Raw genomic sequence first — 20984 nt, 5'->3', positions numbered from 1 at the left:
ATGAAATTAGTAGATGCATTGGGGAAACCTTGCCCAATACCTGTGATTGAAACAAAAAAAGCTTTGGCGGAGTTAGGTTTAGCTGGAGGCACTATCGAGGTATTAGTCGATAACGAAGTAGCCATTGAAAATTTAAAAAAATTAGCTACTAAAAAACAGGCCACTTTGACTGCGAAGCAGATAGAAGCCACGGTTTTCTCTGTCAAAATTACGGTACCTGAAGAAGCGACTCAACAAACAAGTCAGTCAGCAACAGATTTAGTAATTACGATTGGCTCCGATCAATTAGGTACTGGAGACGAGCAGCTAGGACGACTATTAATGAAAAGTTATCTTCAATCATTATCAGAAGCAGAAACTGTTCCTACACAGCTATTATTCTTTAATCGAGGGGCGTTTTTAACGAATCAAGCAGCGAATACCTTAGCTGATTTGCAACAATTAGCGGAGAAGGGAACCACGATTCAAACGTGTGGGGCCTGTTTAGATTTTTATCATTTAACAGACACCTTAGCTATCGGCTCTATTACTAATATGTACGAAATTGTTGAAACAATGAATCAAGCGGCTAAAGTAATTACGCTTTAACAAAAAAAGAAGGTGAAAAGATGGAGTATTTGCTAACCTTTCCGAATACACATTATGCTGTTCTGGCAGAACAAGTACTGTTGGCAAGAAAGGTGGCTGTTCGCGTCTTTACTTTGCCACCATCATTGACGGATGGCTGTGGGATCGGTTTACTCATTAATGAAGCGGAAATAACTCACAGTGTATGTTTTTTAGAAGAAGCAAAAGTACGCGTAGCCTCTATTTTTTCTGTGAAAAATGACCTTGGGGAAAGGAGGTACCAACTGTGGAGTCCTTAAAAAAGTGTTTTGATTTACAAGGGAAGGAAATTGTGTCGATTGTTGGTAGTGGTGGGAAAACAAGCTTAATGTGGGCGCTAGCAAAAACATATCGAAAAGAAGCTGTTCTGGTTAGTACAACCACAAAAATTGGGTTTCCCCAACGTCAATTGTATGATTATTTTTATACAAACCATTTTGAAAAAATAACGCCGAATATCTGCGGAATCACTTTAGCAGGAACCGCTATCAACAACCAAACAAAACTAACGATGCCTGCAATGACCTCGTTTCAAACATTGTTTCAGTACTTCACGAAAGTTTTTTTAGAAGCGGATGGGTCCAAACAACGACCTTTGAAAGGCTGGTCCTCTTATGAACCCGTGATATTAAAAGAAACAACCACCACAATTGGTGTGCTTCCGATTTCTGTGATTGGTCAAAAGATAGATGAAACGACCATTCATCGGTTGCCGCTTTTTTTGGAATTAACCGATGCGCAACAACAAGAACCAATCACAGAAACATTGTTAGCTCAACTGATTGCTCATCCAAAAGGATTGTTTAAAGAGAGCCAAGGAAAACGAATTCTGTGTTTAAATCAAACCCATACGCGAAGAGAGTTCGTTCAAGCGATGAATGTCTGTCTTCAATTACCCAAAAGCTGTTTTGAAAAATTAGACAAAATTATTGCTTGCAATATGGAATTAGAGAAAGGACTTATTTTATGGGAGAAATCAGTCAAAACATCCAAGAAAAATTAGTGATTGTTCGCGGAGGAGGCGATCTAGCGACAGGTGTTATCCAAAAATTATGGCACGTTGGCTTTAAAATACTAGTATTAGAAACAGAATGTCCTTTGGCCATTCGGCGGACTGTTTCAGTTTGTGATGCTATTTTCCAGAAAGAACAAAGAGTGGAAGATTTGGTTGCTGTTCGAATTACTTCATTAAAGGATTGCGCGAAATGTTGGCAGCAAAATAAGCTGCCTGTTTTTGTCGATCAAACAGCAAGTGCTATTCAACAATTGAAACCACTGATTGTTATCGATGCGATTTTGGCTAAGAAAAATTTAGGTACGCATCGAGGCATGGCACCGATTACGATTGCTTTAGGACCAGGCTTTTCAGCACCGCAAGATGTCGATGTTGTGATTGAGACAATGCGTGGCCATAGGTTGGGACGTTTATACTTTGAAGGAACAGCTTTACCTAATACAGGTATTCCAGGTGAAATTGGCGGAAAAAGTGCGGAACGAGTTGTCCATGCCCCTGCTTCAGGACAAGTTACCCACCTTAAAAACATAGGGGATCTCGTGTTGAAAGGGGAAGCATTATTCTTTATCGATCAGGTTCCAGTTTATTCGCCTCTGACAGGGACTTTGAGAGGATTGATTTCAGAAAAGGTAACCTGTTATCAAGGGTTGAAGTGTGCAGATGTAGATCCTCGACCAGTTGAGAAAGTCGATTGCTTGACGATCTCCGACAAAGCTCGTGCATTAGGGGGAGCGGTTTTAGAAGCAATTTTTATGATTGGAAGAAGAAAAAACGTTTTATAAAAAAGAACCTAAATAATATTTTTTTTACCTTAAAAATATTGTTAAAAAGATTTGGAATGTGGTATAGTAAAGACGTAGTAAAAAATACTCTATCTCGAAAGGGGAAGAGTACATACTTAGTTAGATTAGTTTGTGAATAAAATCATTTGTAAAAGTTATTTTTTTAAGAATTAATGTAAGGGGTTACAATTGCATTTGAATGCATTGAAATATTTAGGAAAAAGAAAGGAAATGAATGAAGATGGCACTAGTAAAAATTGTTTATGCAAGTATGACTGGAAACACAGAAGAAATTTCCGAGATTTTGGAAGAACAGTTTCAAGAAGCTGGAGTTGAAGTAGAACGTGAAGAGTGTTCAGAAGTTGATGTAGACTTCTTTGATGATGCAGATGCTTGTATTATCGCAACGTATACTTATGGTGATGGGGAACTGCCTTTTGAATTTGAAGATTTCTTTGATGAATTAACTGAAAAGGATTTAGCAGGTAAGCCATTTGGTGTTGTTGGCTCTGGTGATCGTGAATATGGTGAATTTTTCTGTAAATCAGCGCATGATTTTGTAGGAGCTTTTGAAAAAGCTGGTGCTAAAAAAGTAGCTGAAACAGTTGAAATTGAAAACAATGCAGAAGAAGAAGACATCGAAATGCTAAAAACATTTGTTAAAAGTGTCGCCACAACTTTATCTGATAGCGTTGCCTAAGGGTTTAAGAAAGTAGGAGTCAGAATGAAAAGGAATGATGAAGGTAGGTATTTCAATGTTTAATATTCTTCAATCGACTCAATTATCTAGTAATACATTTGATTTTTGGCTGGAAGCGCCAAGAATAGCGACACATGCTCAGGCTGGACAGTTTGTTATTTTAAGAATTGACGAAAAGGGAGAACGGATCCCCTTAACGATTGCGGAGACAAATCCACAAGCAGGCAGTATTCGAATTATTTTCCAAGTAATTGGTAAGACAACAGCTGCACTTTCCCAACTTAAAACTTCCGACTCTTTGTTGGATATCACTGGACCTTTAGGTATGCCCACAGAAGTGAAGCAATATGGAACGGTGATGGTTGTCGGTGGCGGGGTTGGTATCGCGGCTATTTATCCAATTATCAAGGCTTTAAAAGAAGTAGGCAACCGAGTGATTACGATTTTGGGGGCACGAACAGCTCAGTTAGTTCTGTTACAAGAAGAATGCCGTCGTTATTCGGATGAACTAATCATTACAACGGATGATGGTTCATTAGGTAAAAAGGGCTTAGTAACAGAAGCGATGGAAGAAGTTATTGCACGTGAATCTGTAGCGTGCAGTTGGGCGATTGGGCCCAGCATCATGATGAAATTTTGTACCTTGACAGCTGAAAAACATCAATTACCAATTTATGTTTCCTTGAATCCTATTATGATTGACGGAACAGGCATGTGTGGCGGTTGTCGGGTCACTGTTGATGGCACTATGAAATTTGCCTGTGTTGATGGACCTGAGTTTAAAGGCAATGAAGTAAATTGGGATGAATTCATTAATCGAATGAAGCAATATCAGGAAGAAGAAGCAGTTTGCTTTACAGATCGTTTGAAAGAGCAGGTGAAGAAAAATGGCTAGAAAAAGTCGTATAAAAACACCGATTGCGGAACAAGCACCTACTATCAGAAAGAATAATTTTGAAGAGGTTTGCTTAGGCTATACATTAGCAGAAGGGCAAGAAGAAGCGATTCGCTGTTTACAATGTAAAAATGCACCTTGTATTGCTAAATGCCCCGTGATGATTGATATTCCTGGATTTATTTTAGCTATTCGTGAAGGAAACATGGAACAAGCAGCCAATATTTTAAGTAAATATACGAATTTACCTGCTATTTGTGGACGCGTTTGTCCGCAAGAGAAACAATGTGAACAAGTTTGTAAATTAGGGAAAGCCAAAAACTTTGAACCAGTGGCAATTGGCAAATTAGAACGTTTAGTTGCCGATTGGGCATTAGAAAATCACATGTTTCCTAAAAAAACAGCGGAACCAACAAAAGGGAAAATCGCAGTGGTCGGTTCTGGTCCTTCTGGGTTAACGGTTGCGGGGGATTTGGCAAAGCTCGGTTACGAAGTAATTATTTTTGAAGCGCTTCATGAAGCTGGCGGCGTATTAACCTATGGTATACCTGAATTTCGATTACCGAAAAAAATTGTTAAACAGGAAATTGCGAGTATTGAAGCCTTAGGTGTAACAATAGAAACCAATGTGGTAGTAGGTAAAACGATTACGATGGAAGAAATAATGACAGAGTTTGATGCCTGTTATCTATCGGTTGGTGCAGGGGCACCAAACTTTATGGGAATCCCAGGGACTAGCTTAAATGGGGTTTATTCTTCTAGTGAATTTTTAACACGAATCAATTTAATGCATAGCTATGAGTTTCCAGAATATGATACACCGATTAAACGTGCTAAAAATGTTGTTGTGATTGGCGGCGGGAATGTTGCAATGGATGCCGCTCGTTCAGCCAAACGATTAGGCGCTGAAAATGTGAACATTGTGTATCGTCGTTCGTTAGAAGAATTACCAGCAAGAATTGAAGAATACCACCATTCCCTTGAAGAAGGAATTAACTATTATTGGTTAACGAATCCAATTGCTTATTTAGATGACCAACAAGGAAATCTAGCCGGTGTTGAATGTGTCAAAATGGTTTTAGGTGAACCAGATGCGTCTGGAAGACGACGGCCAGAACCAATTCCAAACAGCACGTTTACCATTCCTGCTGATGCAGTAATCGAGGCAATTGGCCAAGGGGCAAATCGAGTCTTGTTATCAACATATTCAGAAATAGAACTAAATCAATGGGGGTACATTCAGGCTGATCCTAAAACAGGAGCAACCTCAATACCTGGCATTTTTGCTGGGGGCGACATAGTCACAGGTGCTGCCACCGTTATTTTAGCGATGGGCGCTGGGAAAATCGCAGCTAATGCAATTGATCAGTATGTCAAAACACAAAAAACAACAGTCACAAGCAATGTTTAGGAAAGATAAAAGGTGAAAAAATGAAAAAAACAATGGATGGAAACACCGCAGCGGCTTATATTTCATATGCGTTTACAGAAGTTGCCGCTATTTATCCTATCACACCAAGTTCAACAATGGCTGAGTTGGTAGATGAATGGGCGGAAAGTGGTTTAAAAAATATTTATGGTCAAAAAGTTCAAGTTATTGAAATGCAATCAGAAGCTGGGGCAGCGGGAGTAGTTCATGGTTCGTTAAAAACAGGTGCGTTAACCACTACTTATACTGCTTCACAAGGTTTACTGTTGATGATTCCCAATATGTATAAAATCGCAGGAGAATTGCTGCCTTCTGTGTTCCACGTAGCGGCTCGGGCAGTAACGACAAGTGCGTTGAGTATTTTTGGTGATCATGGCGATGTGATGGCTACCCGCCAAACAGGTTTTTGTATGTTAGCAGAATCGAGTGTCCAAGAAGTAATGGATTTGTCGGCAGTTGCTCATTTAGCTAGCTTAGAAGGTAGTTTACCTTTTGTAAACTTTTTTGATGGTTTTAGAACGAGCCATGAACTACAAAAAATCGAAGTGATTGATTATGATGACCTGAAAGAAATGGTGAATCAGGAAGCTGTAACTCGTTTTAGAATGGGAGGCATGAATCCTAATCATCCCACTGTTTCAGGGACCGCTCAAAATCCTGACATTCATTTTCAACAAAGAGAAACAGTCAATAAAAATTACGAAGAAATGCCAAAAATTGTTCAAAAATACATGAAAAAAATTAACAATCTTCGTGGAACAACGTATGATTTAACCGATTATTATGGGGTTGAAGATGCAACAGAAGTCATTATTTCAATGGGGTCGGCTTCACCAGTAATCAAACAAACAGTCGATTATCTCAATCAACAAGGACGCAAAGTTGGTTTTATCAATATTCATTTATATCGTCCATTTCCTACCGAAAATCTTCTTGAAAAATTACCAGCTACAGTAGAAAAGGTTGCTGTTCTAGATCGAACAAAAGAATCAGGAGCCGAAGGGGAACCGTTATTGCTAGATGTTCAAAGCGCTCTTTATCAACATGAAAATCGACCAATTGTGATTGGTGGACGTTATGGGTTAGGCTCTAAAGACGTAGCGCCTAATCAAATTAAAGCGATCTATGATCATTTGTTATTGCCATTTAAAGAATTAAAACAACGCTTTACGGTAGGGATCGTTGACGATGTAACCTATCAATCATTGCCAGAAGAACCTACTTTAGATTTAACGCCAGATACTACCTTCCAAGCAAAATTTTGGGGCTTTGGTTCTGACGGAACTGTGGGAGCAAACAAGCAAGCGATTAAAATTATCGGAGATCATACCGACCTTTATGCACAAGCTTACTTTAGTTATGATTCTAAAAAATCAGGCGGTTTAACCGTTTCGCATCTGCGTTTTGGTAAAGAGCCAATTACTTCCACGTATTTAATTGAACAAGCAGATTTCATCGCTTGTCATAATGCTTCCTATTTGCATAAATACGACCTGTTAAAAGGTTTAAAAGATGGCGGAACGTTTTTACTGAATACTATTTGGGATCAAGAAAAGATTCATCGTTTATTACCGGCTAAGTTAAAAAAATATATTGGGGAGCACCAAATCAAATTTTATATTATCAATGCGGTTGAGTTAGCTCGCAAAGTAGGCTTAGGCCGTCGGATCAATACAGTGATGTCTACTGCCTTTTTTGAAGTAACAGATATTTTAACGAAAGAGCAATATTTACCGTTACTTAAAGAAGAAGTGAAAAAGACTTATGGAAAAAAATCAATGGAAATTGTTGAAAAAAATTACCAAGCGATTGATGCTACCTTTGAATCGCTGCAAGAAATTGTAGTTCCAGAAGATTGGGCAACCATTGTTTTAGAGCCAGAAAATCAAGAGTCGGAAGCTCCAGCTTTTGTGACAAATATTTTAGAACCAATCAATCGTCAAGAAGGGGATCAGCTGACCGTTTCAGATTTGATTGAAAACGGAATGAAGGGCGGTGCCATTCCTATGGGCACTGCGGCTTATGAAAAACGTGGCATTGCGTTAGAAGTGCCTGAGTGGCAAATGGATAAGTGTACGATGTGTAATGAATGTGCCTTTGTTTGTCCACATGCGGCTATTCGACCGTTTTTAGCGGATGAAGAAGAACTGAAAGAAGCACCTGCAGGTTTTGCCATGCGCGAAATGCGTGGCACAGATGGGTTGATGTATCGTATCCAAGTTTCTTTAGAAGACTGTACAGGTTGTGGTCTTTGTGTTCAGGCATGTCCCGTGAAAGACAAGGCGATTTTAATGAAACCTTATGAAACTCAGAAAGAGCAAGCGATGAATTGGGCCTTTGCGATGACTCTTAAACAAAAAACCAACCCAGTCAAAAAACTTTCTGTTAAAGGTTCCCAATTTAACCAGCCATTGATGGAATTTTCAGGTGCTTGTGAAGGCTGTGGCGAAACACCTTATATTAAGTTGTTGACGCAATTATTTGGTGATCGAATGATGATTGCTAACGCAACAGGCTGTTCATCAATTTGGGGTGGTTCGTCACCGGTGACGCCTTATACAACGAACGAATGTGGCCAAGGACCAGCTTGGAGTAATTCGCTGTTTGAAGATAATGCGGAATATGGTTATGGTATGTATATTGCCAATCGAACGAAACGTCAACATTTAGCTAGTCTGGTTGAAGAAAGTCTTGCTAAAAACGTCGGATCAGATTCACTTCAAGCCTTGTTAAATGATTGGTTGGAACACATGGCTGAAGGGGAAGGAACACAACAGCGAGCCACCAAACTAGCGGCAGCATTAAGTGAAGAAGCCGATGAAGATCCACTTTTAACAAAAATTTACGAACAAAAAGATTTACTAGTGAAAACGAGTCAATGGATTGTCGGCGGCGATGGTTGGGCCTATGATATCGGGTTTAGCGGCATTGATCATGTTCTTGCCAGTGGGGAAGATGTTAATATTTTTGTTATGGATAACGAAGTGTATGCCAATACAGGCGGACAAACATCTAAAGCTACACCAGCTTCAGCCATTGCCAAATTCTCAGCGGGTGGGAAACATACCTCTAAAAAAGATTTAGGGATGATGGCAATCACTTATGGGAATGTCTATGTTGCACAAGTGGCTTTAGGCGCAAACTCAATGCAAACGATTAAAGCAATTGACGAAGCGGAGCGGTACCCAGGCCCATCAATTATCATCGGTTATACCCCATGTATTAATCACGGGGTCAAAGGCGGAATGGTTCGGACGTTAGATCAAGCCAAAGAAGCCGTTGAATCTGGCTATTGGCCACTTTATCGCTATAATCCAGAGTTAGTTAAGAAAGGCAAAGATCCGATGGTCATTGACTACAAGAAAACAGATTTTGACAAAATGCGTGATTTCCTTGAAAAACAAACACGTTACTCTGCGTTGCATACAATTAAACAGAATCAAGAAGTAGTCGAACATTTACTTGATAAAACTAAAGAAGATGCAATTGAACGCTCTGAAAGTTATAACAAACTAGTCACACACATGAAAAAATAAAAAACAAAGCCTCTTACTTGAGAGGCTTTGTTTTTTTATCCAATAATAATTTTTTCTGAAGGGTATTCGTAGCCTAAGTCACGTGTTTCTTTTGGTACAAAAATCATTAAGGTATAAAGCATACCAATACGTCCAATAAACATTAATAAGGCAATCATTAATTTACCTACTGTTGTTAAATCGTCTGTAATGCCCAAAGAAAGACCGGTTGTCCCAAAGGCAGAAGCGACTTCCACAATGATTGAAATCAAGGGCAGATTTTCAGTGGCTGACAAAAAGACGACAGCGAAAAAGCACATAATCAAAGATAACATGAAGACGACAATCGATTTTTTGACATCATCGTCATCTATTTTACGGCTAAAGACGCTAATATCATCTTCACTTTTTAAAAAGGCTAACAAATACAAGCCAATAATCGCAACAGTCGTTGTTCGAACACCACCACCAACAGAGCTAGGACTACAACCAATAAACATTAACACAGAGAAAATAATCAACGTTGTAATTTGGAAGTCCCCTAAATCATTAATTTGGAGGCCAGCGTTTCGTGTAGTCATCGAATAAAACATCGAACTTACCCAACGGCCACTTTCATTCATTGTCAAAAATAGGTGATCTTTTTCTAATAAGTAAATCAAAATAGTCCCACCAATAAACAGAACAATAAACGCTAGCAAAGCAATTTTACTAAACAATGAGAAGCGGAAAGGCAAGCCTCGTTTCTTCTTACGAAAGTTCTTTTTCTTAAAATGTAACCACTCATGAATTTCCAGTAAAACGGGAAATCCAATCCCGCCGATAAAAATCAAGAACATAATTGCCAGTAAAAAGAGATAATCATGAGCAAAAGGAATAATTGAATCACCTGAAATATCAAAGCCTGAATTAGTCACTGCAGAAATAGCTTGATAAAATCCATAAAATATCGCATCTCGCCAGTTCGTATAATAACCACTTATATAAAAATAAAGCGAAAAGAGCGAGCCGAAGATTACTTGGAACCAAATTAAAATCAAAAAAGTGGTGCGGATCAGTCGAACAATTCCGCTCAGTCGCGGCTGATTCATGTCAGTCATAATTAACTGACGTTGCTTTAATGTGATTCGCCGTTTTGATAAAATAAAAAAGACCGTTGAAATCATCATAATCCCTAAGCCACCAACTTGGAAAAGAACCTCCAATAAGACGATCCCACGATCATTAAAAACCGAATTAATATCGACTGTGGTGAGTCCAGTAACACTGACTGTACTGATTGCTAAGAAAAATAAATCAATAAAAGGAACATGCGAGTCAGGTTCTCTGAAAATAGGGAGGCAAAACAATAAATAAGAAATAACCGTCATTAATATGTAATAAGCGACGATGATTTGAATAGATGAAAAATTTTTGCGAATAAATCGATCGCTTTTTCGCTGTGCCAGCCACAGCAAACGTGTATGGTTCACTAGATAACCTCCCAATTCTAATTAAACTAAGTATACCAAAACTTTTCGCCTCAAACGAATAATTCTGCCAGAAAATCCTTGAAATGACAAATAAAAATAAGAAATTCGTTAGAAATAATTGGAAAACATCCACAAACAAGCGAGAACATGATATTTTATGAAAGAATAGAAAAATAGGTTGTTCCCCAAACAACTTATTAATAATTGGTCAGTTTGTCTAACGATACAACTTTAAAAAGTAGTGGTAGCTTTTTTATTTCGGTTGATATGTGAATGTGTTCACTTTATGTAACAAACTGTTATTTTTATTCAAATGAAAAATAAGAAATTGTGTTGGTAGAAATCAATAGTTTATAAGGTGGGAAAACAATGAAAAAAGTGTTAATGGGAGTTCTTTCCCTAGGGTTATTATTAGGTGCAGCAACAGGTTGTACAAGCGATCAAGAAAAAGCCGCTGGTAAAACAAAAGCGTCTTCTGAAAAAACAGAAGCAACATCTGGTGCCTCTGCTAATGGTTATACAGATCCAAGTGAACTAAAAGACAGTTATGATGTTGTTATTGTTGGTTCAGGTGGTGCGGGGATGACCGCTGCATTACAAGCCAAAGAAGCTGGCATGAATCCAGTTATTTTAGAAAAAATGCCTGTTGCAGGTGGGAATACAATTAAATCGTCTTCAGGAATGAATGCTTCACAAACAAAATTCCAAGAAAAAGAAGGCATTAAAGATAGCAACGATAAATTCTTTGAAGAAACACTAAAAGGCGGTAAAGGAACCAACGATCAAGAATTACTACGTTATTTTGTTGATCATTCAGCTGAAGCAATTGATTGGTTAGATACAAAAGGAATTACATTGAGCAATTTAACGATTACAGGTGGAATGAGCGAAAAACGCACACACCGACCTGCTGACGGATCAGCAATTGGGGGCTATCTAGTTGACGGTTTAGTACGTAACGTTCGCGAAGAAAAAATTCCATTGTTTGTTGATGCTGACGTCACAGACTTAGTTGAAGAAAACGGTCAAATCGATGGCGTAAAAGTGAAAATGAAAGATGATAAAGAAAAAACAGTTAAAGCAAAAGCAGTCGTTGTCACAACAGGTGGTTTCGGTGCCAACGAAAAATTAATTACACAATACAAACCAGAATTGAAAAACTATGTTACAACGAACCAAGAAGGCACAACAGGTGACGGTATCCAAATGATTCAAAAAGTTGGCGGTGCGTTAGTGGATATGAAAGAAATTCAAATTCACCCAACTGTTCAACAAAGCGATGCTTTCTTAATTGGTGAAGCAGTTCGTGGAGAAGGCGCAATCTTGGCTTCTCAAAAAGGAGAACGTTTTGTTAATGAGTTAGATACACGCGACAAAGTTTCTGCAGCAATCAATGCCTTACCAGAAAAATCAGCTTATTTAGTCTTTGACCAAGGCGTTCGCGACCGTGCAAAAGCCATTGATTTCTATGATCAAAAAGGTTTCGTGGAAAAAGGTGAAACGATTGAAGAATTAGCTGAAAAAATTGGCATGCCTGCCGATACATTGAAAGCAACGATTGATACTTGGAACCAAGATGTTAATGCCAAAGATGACAAACAATTTGGCCGGACAACTGGAATGGAAGCTGACTTAAGCACAGCCCCTTACTACGCAATTAAAATTGCACCAGGGATTCACCACACAATGGGTGGCGTGAAAATCAACACGAAAACAGAAGTTTTACGTGAAGATGGCACACCAATTAAAGGTCTATATGCTGCTGGTGAATTAACAGGTGGCTTACATGGTCAAAACCGTATCGGAGGCAATGCAATCGCCGATATTATCATTTATGGTCGTCAAGCAGGTACGCAATCAGCAGAATTTGCCTCTGCTCAAAAATAACTAGCATTAAAAAGTCTGAAATTGTAGTCAAATAACTACAATTTCGGGCTTTTTTATTGCATACTAGCAGGATCATTAGTTGGAGTATAAATAGCCCTACTAAAATGACTTTGGCGTAGATTCTGTTTTTTTCAGAAAAATGCACGACCATTTTAGCTAAAAATACTGCTTTTTTGCTGAAAATATAGTAAAATACGTAAGGAACTAACGGAAAGGTGTAGTGAACATGGCTCAATTATTTTTCAAGTATGGCGCAATGAACAGTGGTAAAACCATTGAAATCTTAAAAGTAGCACACAATTACGAAGAACAAGACAAACCAGTTGTTTTGATGACCAGTGGACTAGATACACGTGATGGTGTTGGGAAAGTATCCAGTCGCATCGGATTACGCAGAGATGCTATTCCAATTTTTGAAGAAACCAATGTCTTTGACTTGATTAATGATTTGTCTTACAAACCTTTTTGCGTATTAGTCGATGAATGTCAATTTTTAAACAAGCATCATGTCATTGAATTTGCACGAATTGTTGACGAATTAGATATTCCAGTAATGGCATTTGGGCTAAAGAATGATTTTAGAAATGAATTATTTGAAGGCTCAAAGTATTTACTTTTATATGCAGACAAATTAGAAGAATTAAAAACGATTTGCTGGTTCTGTCATAAAAAAGCAACTATGAACTTGCACTATATTGATGGCAAACCCGTTTATGAAGGGGATCAAGTCCAAATTGGTGGGAATGAAGCCTACTATCCTGTTTGTCGCAAACATTATTTTCATCCAAAAACAGTGAATGAAGAACAGTAAGGAGAGACACTATGTACGATCAATTACAATCTATTGAAGATCGCTATGAGGAATTGGGCGAATTATTAAGTGACCCAGCAGTCATTAGTGATACAAAACGTTTCATGGAATTATCGAAGGAAGAAGCTAATACACGTGAGACGGTTGAGGTTTATCGCCGATATAAACAAGTTGTTGAAGGGATTAGCGATGCCGAAGAACTTTTAAGTGAAAACTTAGATGCGGAAATGGCCGAAATGGCGAAAGAAGAACTTTCTGATTTGAAAAAAGAAAAAGAAGTGTTAGAAGACCGCATTAAAATTTTATTATTACCAAAAGATCCAAATGATGATAAAAACATCATCATGGAAATCCGTGGTGCAGCCGGTGGCGATGAAGCCGCACTTTTTGCTGGCGACTTATTTAATATGTACCAAAAATATGCAGAAACACAAGGGTGGAAAGCGGAAGTTTTAGAAGCGAACGTCACTGGAATCGGTGGATATAAAGAAGTAATTATGATGATTTCAGGAGATAACGTCTTTTCAAAATTAAAATATGAAAGTGGCGCTCACCGCGTGCAACGAGTTCCTTCAACAGAATCACAAGGACGGATTCATACATCGACAGCAACCGTTGTAGTTATGCCGGAAGCGGAAGAAGTCGAAATCGAATTAGCTGATAAAGATATCCGTGTCGATATTTATCATGCAAGTGGCGCTGGTGGACAGCACGTCAATAAAACCGCTTCGGCTGTTCGATTAACCCATTTACCAACAGGAATCGTAGTCGCAATGCAAGATGAACGTTCACAGCTAAAAAACCGTGAAAAAGCAATGAAAGTTTTGCGTGCTCGTGTGTATGACCAAATTCAACAAGAAGCACAAAGTGAATATGATGCTAACCGTAAATCGGCGGTGGGGACCGGAGATCGTTCAGAACGAATCAGAACGTATAACTTCCCGCAAAATCGAGTAACGGATCATCGTATCGGTTTAACCATCCAAAAACTAGACCAGATTCTTGCTGGCAAATTAGATGAAATCATTGATGCATTAGTCTTATATGATCAAACATCGAAATTAGAAGAGATGCAAAATGGCTAAACGTTACTTTGAAGTCCTTAACTGGGCTTCTTCTTTTTTAGAGGCGCAAGGCAAAGAAGGCTACGCTATTCACTATGTTTTTTTAGAACGTAAAGGTTGGGATAAAACGCAGTGGCTCCTGCATATGCAAGAAGAAATGCCCCAAGAAGAAGAGGAACAATTAAAAACGGATTTAGCCCAATTATTGACAGATTACCCAGCACAATATTTACTAGGACAAGCTGAATTTTATGGACATTCCTTTATTGTTAATGAACATACTTTGATTCCTAGGCCAGAAACAGAAGAATTAGTCGAGCGTTGCTTAAAAGCCAATCCAGATACTCCTTTGACGGTCGTGGATGTCGGAACAGGGACAGGTGCCATTGCGGTTAGCTTGAAACTGGCACGGCCCAACTGGCGAGTTATTGCCATTGATCTTTCAGAGGAAGCGTTGACTGTCGCTAAACAAAACGCGCAAGCATTAGGTGCTGGCATCGAATTTTATCATGGGAATGGCTTACAGCCAGTTGCTTCTGAAAAAATTGATCTGCTTATTTCTAATCCGCCCTATATTAGTGAACAAGAATGGTATTTAATGGATGCAAGTGTCCGAACGTATGAACCTAAAACCGCTTTATTCGCTGAAAATAACGGTTTGGCTTTATACCAACAATTAATTCATGAAAGTCAAACGATGCTTAAAGCAGACGGTAAAATTTATTTTGAAATAGGGTTTCAACAAGGCGCGGCCCTCCAAGAATTATTGAGCGCCGCCTATCCACAAAAAACAATTAAAATTGAAAAAGATTTATCTGGCAACGATCGCCTCGCGATAGCCGAGTAACTAAGGTTCTTCGTCGCCACTTTTCTAGAAGGAGCGATTTGCAATGGAAACAAAAAAATTAACCAAACAAGAAATAGCCCAAGCAGCAGCAGCCATTCAAGCAGGCGAGCTAGTGGCTTTTCCAACAGAAACTGTTTATGGCTTAGGTGCCGATGCCTTAAATGAAGCGGCAGTAAAAAAAGTTTACCAAGTAAAAGGCCGCCCCAGTGATAATCCATTGATTGTTCATGTGAACAACGTTGAGATGGTCAAAAAATACGTGGCGACCTTACCAGAAGTCGCTACAAAATTGGTGTCTGCCTTTTGGCCGGGACCATTAACTTTAATTTTTAATGTGCCTAGCGATACATTTTCTAAAACAGTAACAGGTGGTTTAGAGACAGTCGCTTTTCGTATGCCAGATAACCAAGCGACCTTAGCTTTGATTGAACAAGCCAATGTTCCGTTGGTCGGACCAAGTGCGAACACTTCTGGCAAGCCTAGTCCAACATCTGCAGAGCATGTTTATCATGATTTGCAGGGGAAAATTGCTGCCATATTAGATGATGGCCCAACGCAGATTGGGGTGGAATCAACGGTCTTGGATTTAACGGCGGAAGATGGTGTGCCAGTTATTTTACGACCAGGAGCAATTACCAAAGAGCAGTTGGAAAGCATTATTCCTCAAGTGAAAATCGATACACATTTGATTAGTGAAACTGCAGCACCCAAAGCGCCAGGGATGAAATACAAACACTATTCTCCTGATGCGGAAGTTTGGATTATAAGCGGTCAAACAGCAGAATGGCAAGCGGCGATTCAGCAAGCAAAAGAACAACAGGAAAAAATCGGCTTATTTTTAAGTGATGAACAGGCAGCACAACTAGATACAGAAAATGCGTTTGTTTATTCTTATGGTGCAGAAACGGTTGAAAATGCCACAAAAGAACTATTTGCAGGGTTAAGAGCGTTAGATGAGCAAGGAGCTACCACGATTTTTGCACAAGGATTTGCAGAAACTGGTTTAGGCACTGCTTACATGAATCGCTTGAAAAAATCAGCCAATCAAAAATTTTTTGAAAAATAAGAGGTATTTGTAACGAAGCTGACACAGAAGTATGATACAATCAGACAAAAGAAAACAAAATGGAGTGTTGTTTGAATGGATTACAAAACGTATGACCCAGATTTATGGAATGCAATTGCAAGAGAAGAAGAGCGCCAAGAAAATAACTTGGAACTAATCGCATCTGAGAATGTTGTGTCAAAAGCAGTTATGGCTGCCCAAGGAAGTATTTTAACGAATAAATACGCAGAAGGTTACCCTGGCAAACGGTACTATGGTGGTTGTGAATTTATCGATATCGTAGAAAATTTAGCTATCGATCGTGCCAAAGAATTATTTGGTGCAAAATTCGCGAATGTACAAGCCCATTCAGGTTCTCAAGCCAATACAGCGGCATACCTTTCATTGGTTGAACCAGGTGATACCATTTTGGGGATGGATTTATCAGCTGGTGGTCACTTAACACATGGTTCGCCCGTTAACTTTAGTGGCAAAACCTATAATTTTGTCAGTTATGGAGTGGATCCTTCAACAGAAGTAATCGATTACGATGTCGTGCGAATTTTAGCAAGAGAACATCGTCCAAAACTAATCGTTGCAGGCGCAAGTGCGTATTCACGAACGATTGACTTCAAACGTTTCCGTGAAATCGCTGATGAAGTAGATGCCAAGTTAATGGTTGATATGGCGCATATTGCAGGCTTGGTAGCTTCAGGGTTGCACCCAAATCCAGTTCCGTATGCTGATATCGTAACAAGTACGACCCATAAAACATTGCGTGGTCCTCGTGGCGGTTTAATTTTGACAAATAGCGAAGAATTGGCGAAAAAAGTAAATAGTAGTATTTTCCCAGGCATTCAAGGTGGCCCGTTGGAACATGTGATTGCCGGAAAAGCCGCAGCTTTTAAAGAAGCATTGGATCCAAGTTTTGCTGAATATAGTCAGCAAGTGATTGCAAATGCGCAAGCGATGACGAAAGTTTTCAATCAAGCGCCAGAAGCTCGTTTAATTAGTGGGGCAACAGACAACCACTTATTACTGATTGAAGTGACAGGTTTTGGTTTAAATGGAAAAGAAGCAGAAGCTATTTTAGATAGTGTAAATATTACTGTCAATAAAAATTCAATTCCGTTTGAACAATTAAGTCCATTTAAAACAAGTGGTATCCGTATTGGAACGCCTGCGATTACTTCACGTGGTTTTAAAGAAGAAGATGCGGTAGAAGTTGCTAAATTAATCGTTCAAGTCTTAAAAGATCCAGAAAATACAGCAGTTCATGATGAAGTCAAAGCAGCTGTAGCAGCGCTAACTAAAAAATATCCATTATATAACTAACATCAGGGATAGCTGAAGCGCGATTCTCTGTACAAATAAGAGTCGGAGCTTAGGATTTAAGGAATTCAACTTGTGTCCTAGGCTCTTTTGTTTTACAATAAGAAAGAATAAAATAATGAAGGAGAATAGATATGGGAAAATTTCAAGTAATTGATCATCCGCTAATTCAACACAAACTAACAATGATTCGCGAAAAGAACTGTGGGACAAAGGTTTTCCGCGAAGTTGTCAACGAAATTGCTATGTTAATGGCTTATGAAGTATCACGGGATATGCCTTTAGAGGATGTTGTCATCGAAACACCGATGGGTAAATCAACACAAAAAACACTTTCAGGGAAAAAAGTAGCAATCATTCCTATTTTACGTGCCGGCATTGGCATGGTTGATGGGATTTTAGAATTAATTCCAGCAGCGAAAGTTGGACACGTTGGACTTTACCGTGATGAAGAAACGTTGCAACCACATGAATACTTCGTGAAATTACCTGAAGACATTGCAAGTCGTCAATTATTTGTTGTTGACCCAATGCTAGCAACAGGTGGTTCCGCAATTATGGCCATCGATTCATTAAAAGAACGTGGTGCTAGCAACATTAAATTTGTATGTCTAGTGGCCGTTCCAGAAGGTGTGAAAGCTTTACAAGAAGCGCACCCAGATGTAGATATTTATACAGCAGCTTTAGATGAGCGCTTAAACGAAGACGGCTATATCGTTCCTGGTTTAGGGGATGCTGGTGACCGTTTATTCGGAACAAAATAATAACAAAAAACCGTTAGATAACCGATTATGGTTACTAACGGTTTTCTTTTGCTTAAAGAACTTTTCTAGGTGTATAATAAAAAATAAAAAAACAAAGGAGGAGCTATGAAAAAGAATAAAAAAGTCTTACACGCTATCGCTGTGATTGCTAGTGTGATGTCAGTTTTGATGTATGTTTCATATATTCCACAAATTTATGGAAATTTACATGGGGAAAAAGGCAATCCGACGCAACCATTAGTGGCAATGATTAATTGTATTTTTTGGACGATTCATGGGTTATATGGAGACGATGGAGAAACACGAGATAAGTCCATTATTTTTGCTAATGTTCCCGGAATTATTTTTGGTTTTTTTGCTTTTATTACAGCATTATAGTTTCCGACGAATTGGAAAGTATTCCAATTCTGTACATAAAAAAGAGCGGGGGAAATTTCCCACGCTTGAAGAATTAAATCTTTTTCAATTGTTTGTAATTAATAACAATCACACCATTGCTATGCACCATTAAGTGATTGTTTTTTTGCGTTTCGTCAATTTCGACGACAGCGGCATTTTTTAATTGTTTCGTAACAACGCCTGTTTGTGGCTGTCCGTGAACAAGAAAAGTAACATGGGTGTCAACGGCGAAATCCTTACCAGCATCCGATGGAACAACAGGAGTAACCATACCATTAAAATTTGACATACAAAAAACCATCCTTTCTTGATATCTCTATTATACCACATTTTCAGAAAAAAGTTTGTAAAGTCGCTATTTGGCTTATTTTAAAGAGATTTTGTATAAATAAATAACAAACAGACTTTACAAATAAAGTAGAAAGTCCTATAATAGATTTGTTTCAGGCCAGCTTAGCTCAGTTGGTAGAGCAACGCACTCGTAACGCGTAGGTCACAGGTTCGATCCCTGCAGCTGGCATCTAAAAAACAGACAGGCACTACCATCTGGTAGTGCCTGTCTGTTTTTTTAGATGAAATTTTGGATTAGTGCAAATGAAGCAATGCCTACCAGTACAATAATCAATAAGTTTTTAGAGAGTATTGCGGCTAAAATGGTAGGAAATGAAGCGAATAAATAAGGAAGATTGAGGCTTGGTAAATGCCCTATTCTTTGTTCAAATAAGCTACTAAACCATAAGGCGGACATAATCACAATGGGAACAAAACTTAGATATTCTAATAATTTCTGCGGCAGACTGATTTTTTTTAAAAGTAAAAATGGCAGTATTCTTGAAAGCCAGGTTGCAACGGTACAGCCTAAAATTGTTAAAAAGAGATACTCAGAAGAAGGCATGTTTTATCATCACTCCTATTCCACAACCGATTAACGTGACAACTAAGACAATTAAATTACTGGGAATAAAAATTAGACCAATAGACATCAACCCAAAAGTAATCAGGACCATGATGAGTTGTAAAGCAATTTTCATGGAACGATCACTAATTATCTGCAGATAGAGTAAACCAATGAACATAGCCACGACCGCAAACTCAAGACCTAATGCTTGAGGATTTGCAATAAAGCGCCCTAGATAGGCACCGATGATCGTCGAAAAAAACCAAGTCGCATAGGAAATCAAATTGGCAGCATTAAACCACTCAAAACTTAAACGTCCTTTGGTGTGGTTTAATTTATTCATTCCTAGTGCAAAACTTTCATCCGTCAGTAAGGTTCCCAACCAGAGATTTTTACCGAGAGATTCGGCTTTAAAGTAAGGCGCAATGGTCATTCCCATAAGAATCATACGCGCATTTACTAAGAAAGTCGCTAACACAATAGATAAGATAGGGCTGCCGCCAGTCAACATACTAACTGTTACAAACTGAGCAGATCCTGCAAAAATAAAAAACGACATCGCACTAACAATAAGAGGGGAAAAACCTGCTGCTTGTCCTACGATACCAAAAGCAATGCCAATACCAATATAGCCAAAAACCGTTGGCAAGGCTTCACGAATGCCAGTGCGTGCATCTAATTGGTGGTTCATTCTCTTTTTTTCCTTCTTTCTGTATAAAATTTAAACACGTGTGTATGAAAATCTAGACCTTCGATAATGAGACACAACGAGCGAATGAGCGTTTTCATTATTAACCACTCCTTTTGAACAACTAAGATATATATTGTATAATACAATAAAGAATACTTTTGTTCAATATATTAAACTTTTGGATGATAAAAAGAAACAGAAGGAGCAACTATTTTGGAGATTAATACAATTATTGGCAATAATTTAAAAAAAATTAGACAAGAAAAAAAACTTACGTTAGATGAACTAGCTGGGATAACCGGAGTGAGTAAAGGGATGCTTTCGCAGATTGAAAAAGGAACCACCAATCCTACCATAAATACAATTTGGAAAATAAGTAATGGACTCAATGTTCCATATACGTATTTATTAGAAGATGACTATGTTAAAGAAAATCCCGTGGTTAAAAAAACTGAGACGGTAACACAACATTCTGAAGATCACTCCTATCGAGTCTTTAATTACTACTCGGACAACCAGGAAAGAAACTTTGAACTCTTTCAGTTTGAATTAGATCCAGGGAAAAAGTATCAAGCTGTTGGGCATTCAAAACGTTCGACAGAATATGTCATGGTTATTCAAGGAGCATTAGCTCTTGAAGTGGGCGGTCAGAGATACCTTCTTCCAAAAGACGCCGCTATGTATTTTGATGCTAATCAAGTACACACGTATATAAATGACGGAACAGAGAAAGTCCAAGCAGTCGTCATTAACTATTATACGTAACAGTGGAAAATAAACATTAGAAAATTGCTGCATCTGTTATTTTATGGACAAAAAAAGTAAACAATGC

21 protein-coding genes and 1 tRNA gene are annotated in these 20984 nt (G+C 38.5%); 18 read left to right on the top strand and 4 right to left on the bottom strand.

Annotated features, from left to right (window positions below):
- The 8 genes from yedF to nifJ all read left to right on the top strand — a co-directional run bounded on the left by yedF (window position 1) and on the right by nifJ (window position 8963).
- Window positions 1-588 (top strand): sulfurtransferase-like selenium metabolism protein YedF, encoded by a 588-nt coding sequence (gene yedF, locus IGJ03_RS09385; protein WP_002356602.1) that lies wholly within the window; start codon window positions 1-3, stop codon window positions 586-588.
- A gap of 20 nt (window positions 589-608) precedes the next feature.
- Entirely contained in the window at window positions 609-866 is a 258-nt protein-coding gene (locus IGJ03_RS09380) for a DUF3343 domain-containing protein (protein WP_002356603.1), read from the top strand.
- On the top strand, window positions 854-1609 hold the full coding sequence (gene yqeC, locus IGJ03_RS09375) for a selenium cofactor biosynthesis protein YqeC (RefSeq protein ID WP_002379706.1): 756 nt from the start codon (window positions 854-856) through the stop codon (window positions 1607-1609). Before IGJ03_RS09380 ends, yqeC begins: the two co-directional genes overlap by 13 nt.
- Window positions 1573-2403, top strand: a complete 831-nt coding sequence (gene yqeB / locus IGJ03_RS09370) for a selenium-dependent molybdenum cofactor biosynthesis protein YqeB (protein WP_002379704.1) — start codon at window positions 1573-1575, stop codon at window positions 2401-2403. Before yqeC ends, yqeB begins: the two co-directional genes overlap by 37 nt.
- A 235-nt stretch (window positions 2404-2638) precedes the next feature.
- Window positions 2639-3103: a flavodoxin gene (locus IGJ03_RS09365; RefSeq protein ID WP_002382673.1), complete on the top strand. Its 465-nt coding sequence runs from the start codon at window positions 2639-2641 to the stop codon at window positions 3101-3103.
- Between the two features lie 37 nt (window positions 3104-3140).
- The gene (locus IGJ03_RS09360) at window positions 3141-3998 is read left to right on the top strand and encodes a sulfide/dihydroorotate dehydrogenase-like FAD/NAD-binding protein (RefSeq protein WP_002379702.1); all 858 of its coding nucleotides are present in this window, start codon (window positions 3141-3143) and stop codon (window positions 3996-3998) included.
- Window positions 3991-5409 carry an NADPH-dependent glutamate synthase gene (gene gltA / locus IGJ03_RS09355; protein WP_002379701.1) on the top strand — a complete coding sequence of 473 codons (1419 nt, stop codon included), beginning with the start codon at window positions 3991-3993 and terminating at the stop codon, window positions 5407-5409. The genes IGJ03_RS09360 and gltA overlap by 8 nt, the downstream gene beginning before the upstream one ends.
- A gap of 20 nt (window positions 5410-5429) precedes the next feature.
- Entirely contained in the window at window positions 5430-8963 is a 3534-nt protein-coding gene (nifJ, locus tag IGJ03_RS09350; protein WP_375804584.1) for a pyruvate:ferredoxin (flavodoxin) oxidoreductase, read from the top strand.
- A 35-nt stretch (window positions 8964-8998) separates the two neighbouring features.
- Here the strand turns inward: nifJ and IGJ03_RS09345 are convergent, their stop codons facing one another.
- Window positions 8999-10414 carry a Ktr system potassium uptake protein D gene (locus tag IGJ03_RS09345; protein ID WP_002385738.1) on the bottom strand — a complete coding sequence of 472 codons (1416 nt, stop codon included), beginning with the start codon at window positions 10412-10414 and terminating at the stop codon, window positions 8999-9001.
- Window positions 10415-10783: 369 nt separating this feature from the next.
- Here IGJ03_RS09345 and IGJ03_RS09340 point away from each other — a divergent pair, with 369 nt between their 5' ends.
- The 8 genes from IGJ03_RS09340 to IGJ03_RS09305 all read left to right on the top strand — a co-directional run bounded on the left by IGJ03_RS09340 (window position 10784) and on the right by IGJ03_RS09305 (window position 18542).
- Complete coding sequence (locus IGJ03_RS09340) at window positions 10784-12301, top strand: flavocytochrome c (RefSeq protein WP_002356617.1); 1518 nt, start codon at window positions 10784-10786, stop codon at window positions 12299-12301.
- Between the two features lie 226 nt (window positions 12302-12527).
- Window positions 12528-13112 carry a thymidine kinase gene (locus IGJ03_RS09335; RefSeq protein WP_002356618.1) on the top strand — a complete coding sequence of 195 codons (585 nt, stop codon included), beginning with the start codon at window positions 12528-12530 and terminating at the stop codon, window positions 13110-13112.
- 11 nt (window positions 13113-13123) lie between these two features.
- Complete coding sequence (gene prfA / locus IGJ03_RS09330) at window positions 13124-14197, top strand: peptide chain release factor 1 (RefSeq protein WP_375804585.1); 1074 nt, start codon at window positions 13124-13126, stop codon at window positions 14195-14197.
- Window positions 14190-15023, top strand: coding sequence for a peptide chain release factor N(5)-glutamine methyltransferase (prmC, locus tag IGJ03_RS09325; RefSeq protein WP_002379699.1), 834 nt, complete (start codon window positions 14190-14192; stop codon window positions 15021-15023). Before prfA ends, prmC begins: the two co-directional genes overlap by 8 nt.
- 43 nt (window positions 15024-15066) lie before the next feature.
- Window positions 15067-16089 carry an L-threonylcarbamoyladenylate synthase gene (locus tag IGJ03_RS09320; protein ID WP_002356622.1) on the top strand — a complete coding sequence of 341 codons (1023 nt, stop codon included), beginning with the start codon at window positions 15067-15069 and terminating at the stop codon, window positions 16087-16089.
- A gap of 75 nt (window positions 16090-16164) precedes the next feature.
- On the top strand, window positions 16165-17403 hold the full coding sequence (gene glyA / locus IGJ03_RS09315) for a serine hydroxymethyltransferase (protein ID WP_002356623.1): 1239 nt from the start codon (window positions 16165-16167) through the stop codon (window positions 17401-17403).
- 131 nt (window positions 17404-17534) lie between these two features.
- Window positions 17535-18164: a uracil phosphoribosyltransferase gene (gene upp, locus IGJ03_RS09310; RefSeq protein WP_002356624.1), complete on the top strand. Its 630-nt coding sequence runs from the start codon at window positions 17535-17537 to the stop codon at window positions 18162-18164.
- A gap of 105 nt (window positions 18165-18269) precedes the next feature.
- The gene (locus tag IGJ03_RS09305) at window positions 18270-18542 is read left to right on the top strand and encodes a membrane protein (protein ID WP_002356625.1); all 273 of its coding nucleotides are present in this window, start codon (window positions 18270-18272) and stop codon (window positions 18540-18542) included.
- Between the two features lie 73 nt (window positions 18543-18615).
- Here the strand turns inward: IGJ03_RS09305 and IGJ03_RS09300 are convergent, their stop codons facing one another.
- A complete protein-coding gene (locus IGJ03_RS09300) occupies window positions 18616-18852 on the bottom strand; it encodes a hypothetical protein (protein WP_002381528.1) in 237 nt (78 codons plus the stop codon).
- Between the two features lie 158 nt (window positions 18853-19010).
- Here IGJ03_RS09300 and IGJ03_RS09295 point away from each other — a divergent pair.
- Window positions 19011-19083, top strand: a tRNA-Thr gene (locus IGJ03_RS09295).
- 48 nt (window positions 19084-19131) lie between these two features.
- Here the strand turns inward: IGJ03_RS09295 and IGJ03_RS09290 are convergent.
- Window positions 19132-19458: an AzlD domain-containing protein gene (locus tag IGJ03_RS09290; RefSeq protein ID WP_002398013.1), complete on the bottom strand. Its 327-nt coding sequence runs from the start codon at window positions 19456-19458 to the stop codon at window positions 19132-19134.
- Entirely contained in the window at window positions 19445-20152 is a 708-nt protein-coding gene (locus IGJ03_RS09285) for an AzlC family ABC transporter permease (protein WP_002379698.1), read from the bottom strand. The genes IGJ03_RS09290 and IGJ03_RS09285 overlap by 14 nt, the downstream gene beginning before the upstream one ends.
- Before the next feature lie 213 nt (window positions 20153-20365).
- Here IGJ03_RS09285 and IGJ03_RS09280 point away from each other — a divergent pair, with 213 nt between their 5' ends.
- Window positions 20366-20917 carry a helix-turn-helix domain-containing protein gene (locus IGJ03_RS09280; RefSeq protein ID WP_002362234.1) on the top strand — a complete coding sequence of 184 codons (552 nt, stop codon included), beginning with the start codon at window positions 20366-20368 and terminating at the stop codon, window positions 20915-20917.
- The last annotated feature ends 67 nt before the right edge of the window (window positions 20918-20984 follow it).

Source organism: Enterococcus sp. DIV1315a (assembly GCF_051712325.1).
GTDB classification, from domain to species: domain Bacteria; phylum Bacillota; class Bacilli; order Lactobacillales; family Enterococcaceae; genus Enterococcus; species Enterococcus faecalis.
This window is presented reverse-complemented; position numbering and strand designations above follow the sequence as displayed.

Coding starts and splice junctions, on each gene's coding strand:
- yqeB (WP_002379704.1), top strand. CDS start 1,573: ATGGGAGAAATCAGTCAAAACATCCAAGAAAAATTAGTGATTGTTCGC.
- IGJ03_RS09365 (WP_002382673.1), top strand. CDS start 2,639: ATGAAGATGGCACTAGTAAAAATTGTTTATGCAAGTATGACTGGAAAC.
- IGJ03_RS09320 (WP_002356622.1), top strand. CDS start 15,067: ATGGAAACAAAAAAATTAACCAAACAAGAAATAGCCCAAGCAGCAGCA.
- IGJ03_RS09340 (WP_002356617.1), top strand. CDS start 10,784: ATGAAAAAAGTGTTAATGGGAGTTCTTTCCCTAGGGTTATTATTAGGT.
- IGJ03_RS09380 (WP_002356603.1), top strand. CDS start 609: ATGGAGTATTTGCTAACCTTTCCGAATACACATTATGCTGTTCTGGCA.
- IGJ03_RS09305 (WP_002356625.1), top strand. CDS start 18,270: ATGAAAAAGAATAAAAAAGTCTTACACGCTATCGCTGTGATTGCTAGT.
- IGJ03_RS09290 (WP_002398013.1), bottom strand. CDS start 19,458: ATGCCTTCTTCTGAGTATCTCTTTTTAACAATTTTAGGCTGTACCGTT.
- IGJ03_RS09300 (WP_002381528.1), bottom strand. CDS start 18,852: ATGTCAAATTTTAATGGTATGGTTACTCCTGTTGTTCCATCGGATGCT.
- IGJ03_RS09285 (WP_002379698.1), bottom strand. CDS start 20,152: ATGAACCACCAATTAGATGCACGCACTGGCATTCGTGAAGCCTTGCCA.
- prfA (WP_375804585.1), top strand. CDS start 13,124: ATGTACGATCAATTACAATCTATTGAAGATCGCTATGAGGAATTGGGC.
- nifJ (WP_375804584.1), top strand. CDS start 5,430: ATGAAAAAAACAATGGATGGAAACACCGCAGCGGCTTATATTTCATAT.
- IGJ03_RS09335 (WP_002356618.1), top strand. CDS start 12,528: ATGGCTCAATTATTTTTCAAGTATGGCGCAATGAACAGTGGTAAAACC.
- gltA (WP_002379701.1), top strand. CDS start 3,991: ATGGCTAGAAAAAGTCGTATAAAAACACCGATTGCGGAACAAGCACCT.
- IGJ03_RS09360 (WP_002379702.1), top strand. CDS start 3,141: ATGAAGGTAGGTATTTCAATGTTTAATATTCTTCAATCGACTCAATTA.
- prmC (WP_002379699.1), top strand. CDS start 14,190: ATGGCTAAACGTTACTTTGAAGTCCTTAACTGGGCTTCTTCTTTTTTA.
- upp (WP_002356624.1), top strand. CDS start 17,535: ATGGGAAAATTTCAAGTAATTGATCATCCGCTAATTCAACACAAACTA.
- yedF (WP_002356602.1), top strand. CDS start 1: ATGAAATTAGTAGATGCATTGGGGAAACCTTGCCCAATACCTGTGATT.
- glyA (WP_002356623.1), top strand. CDS start 16,165: ATGGATTACAAAACGTATGACCCAGATTTATGGAATGCAATTGCAAGA.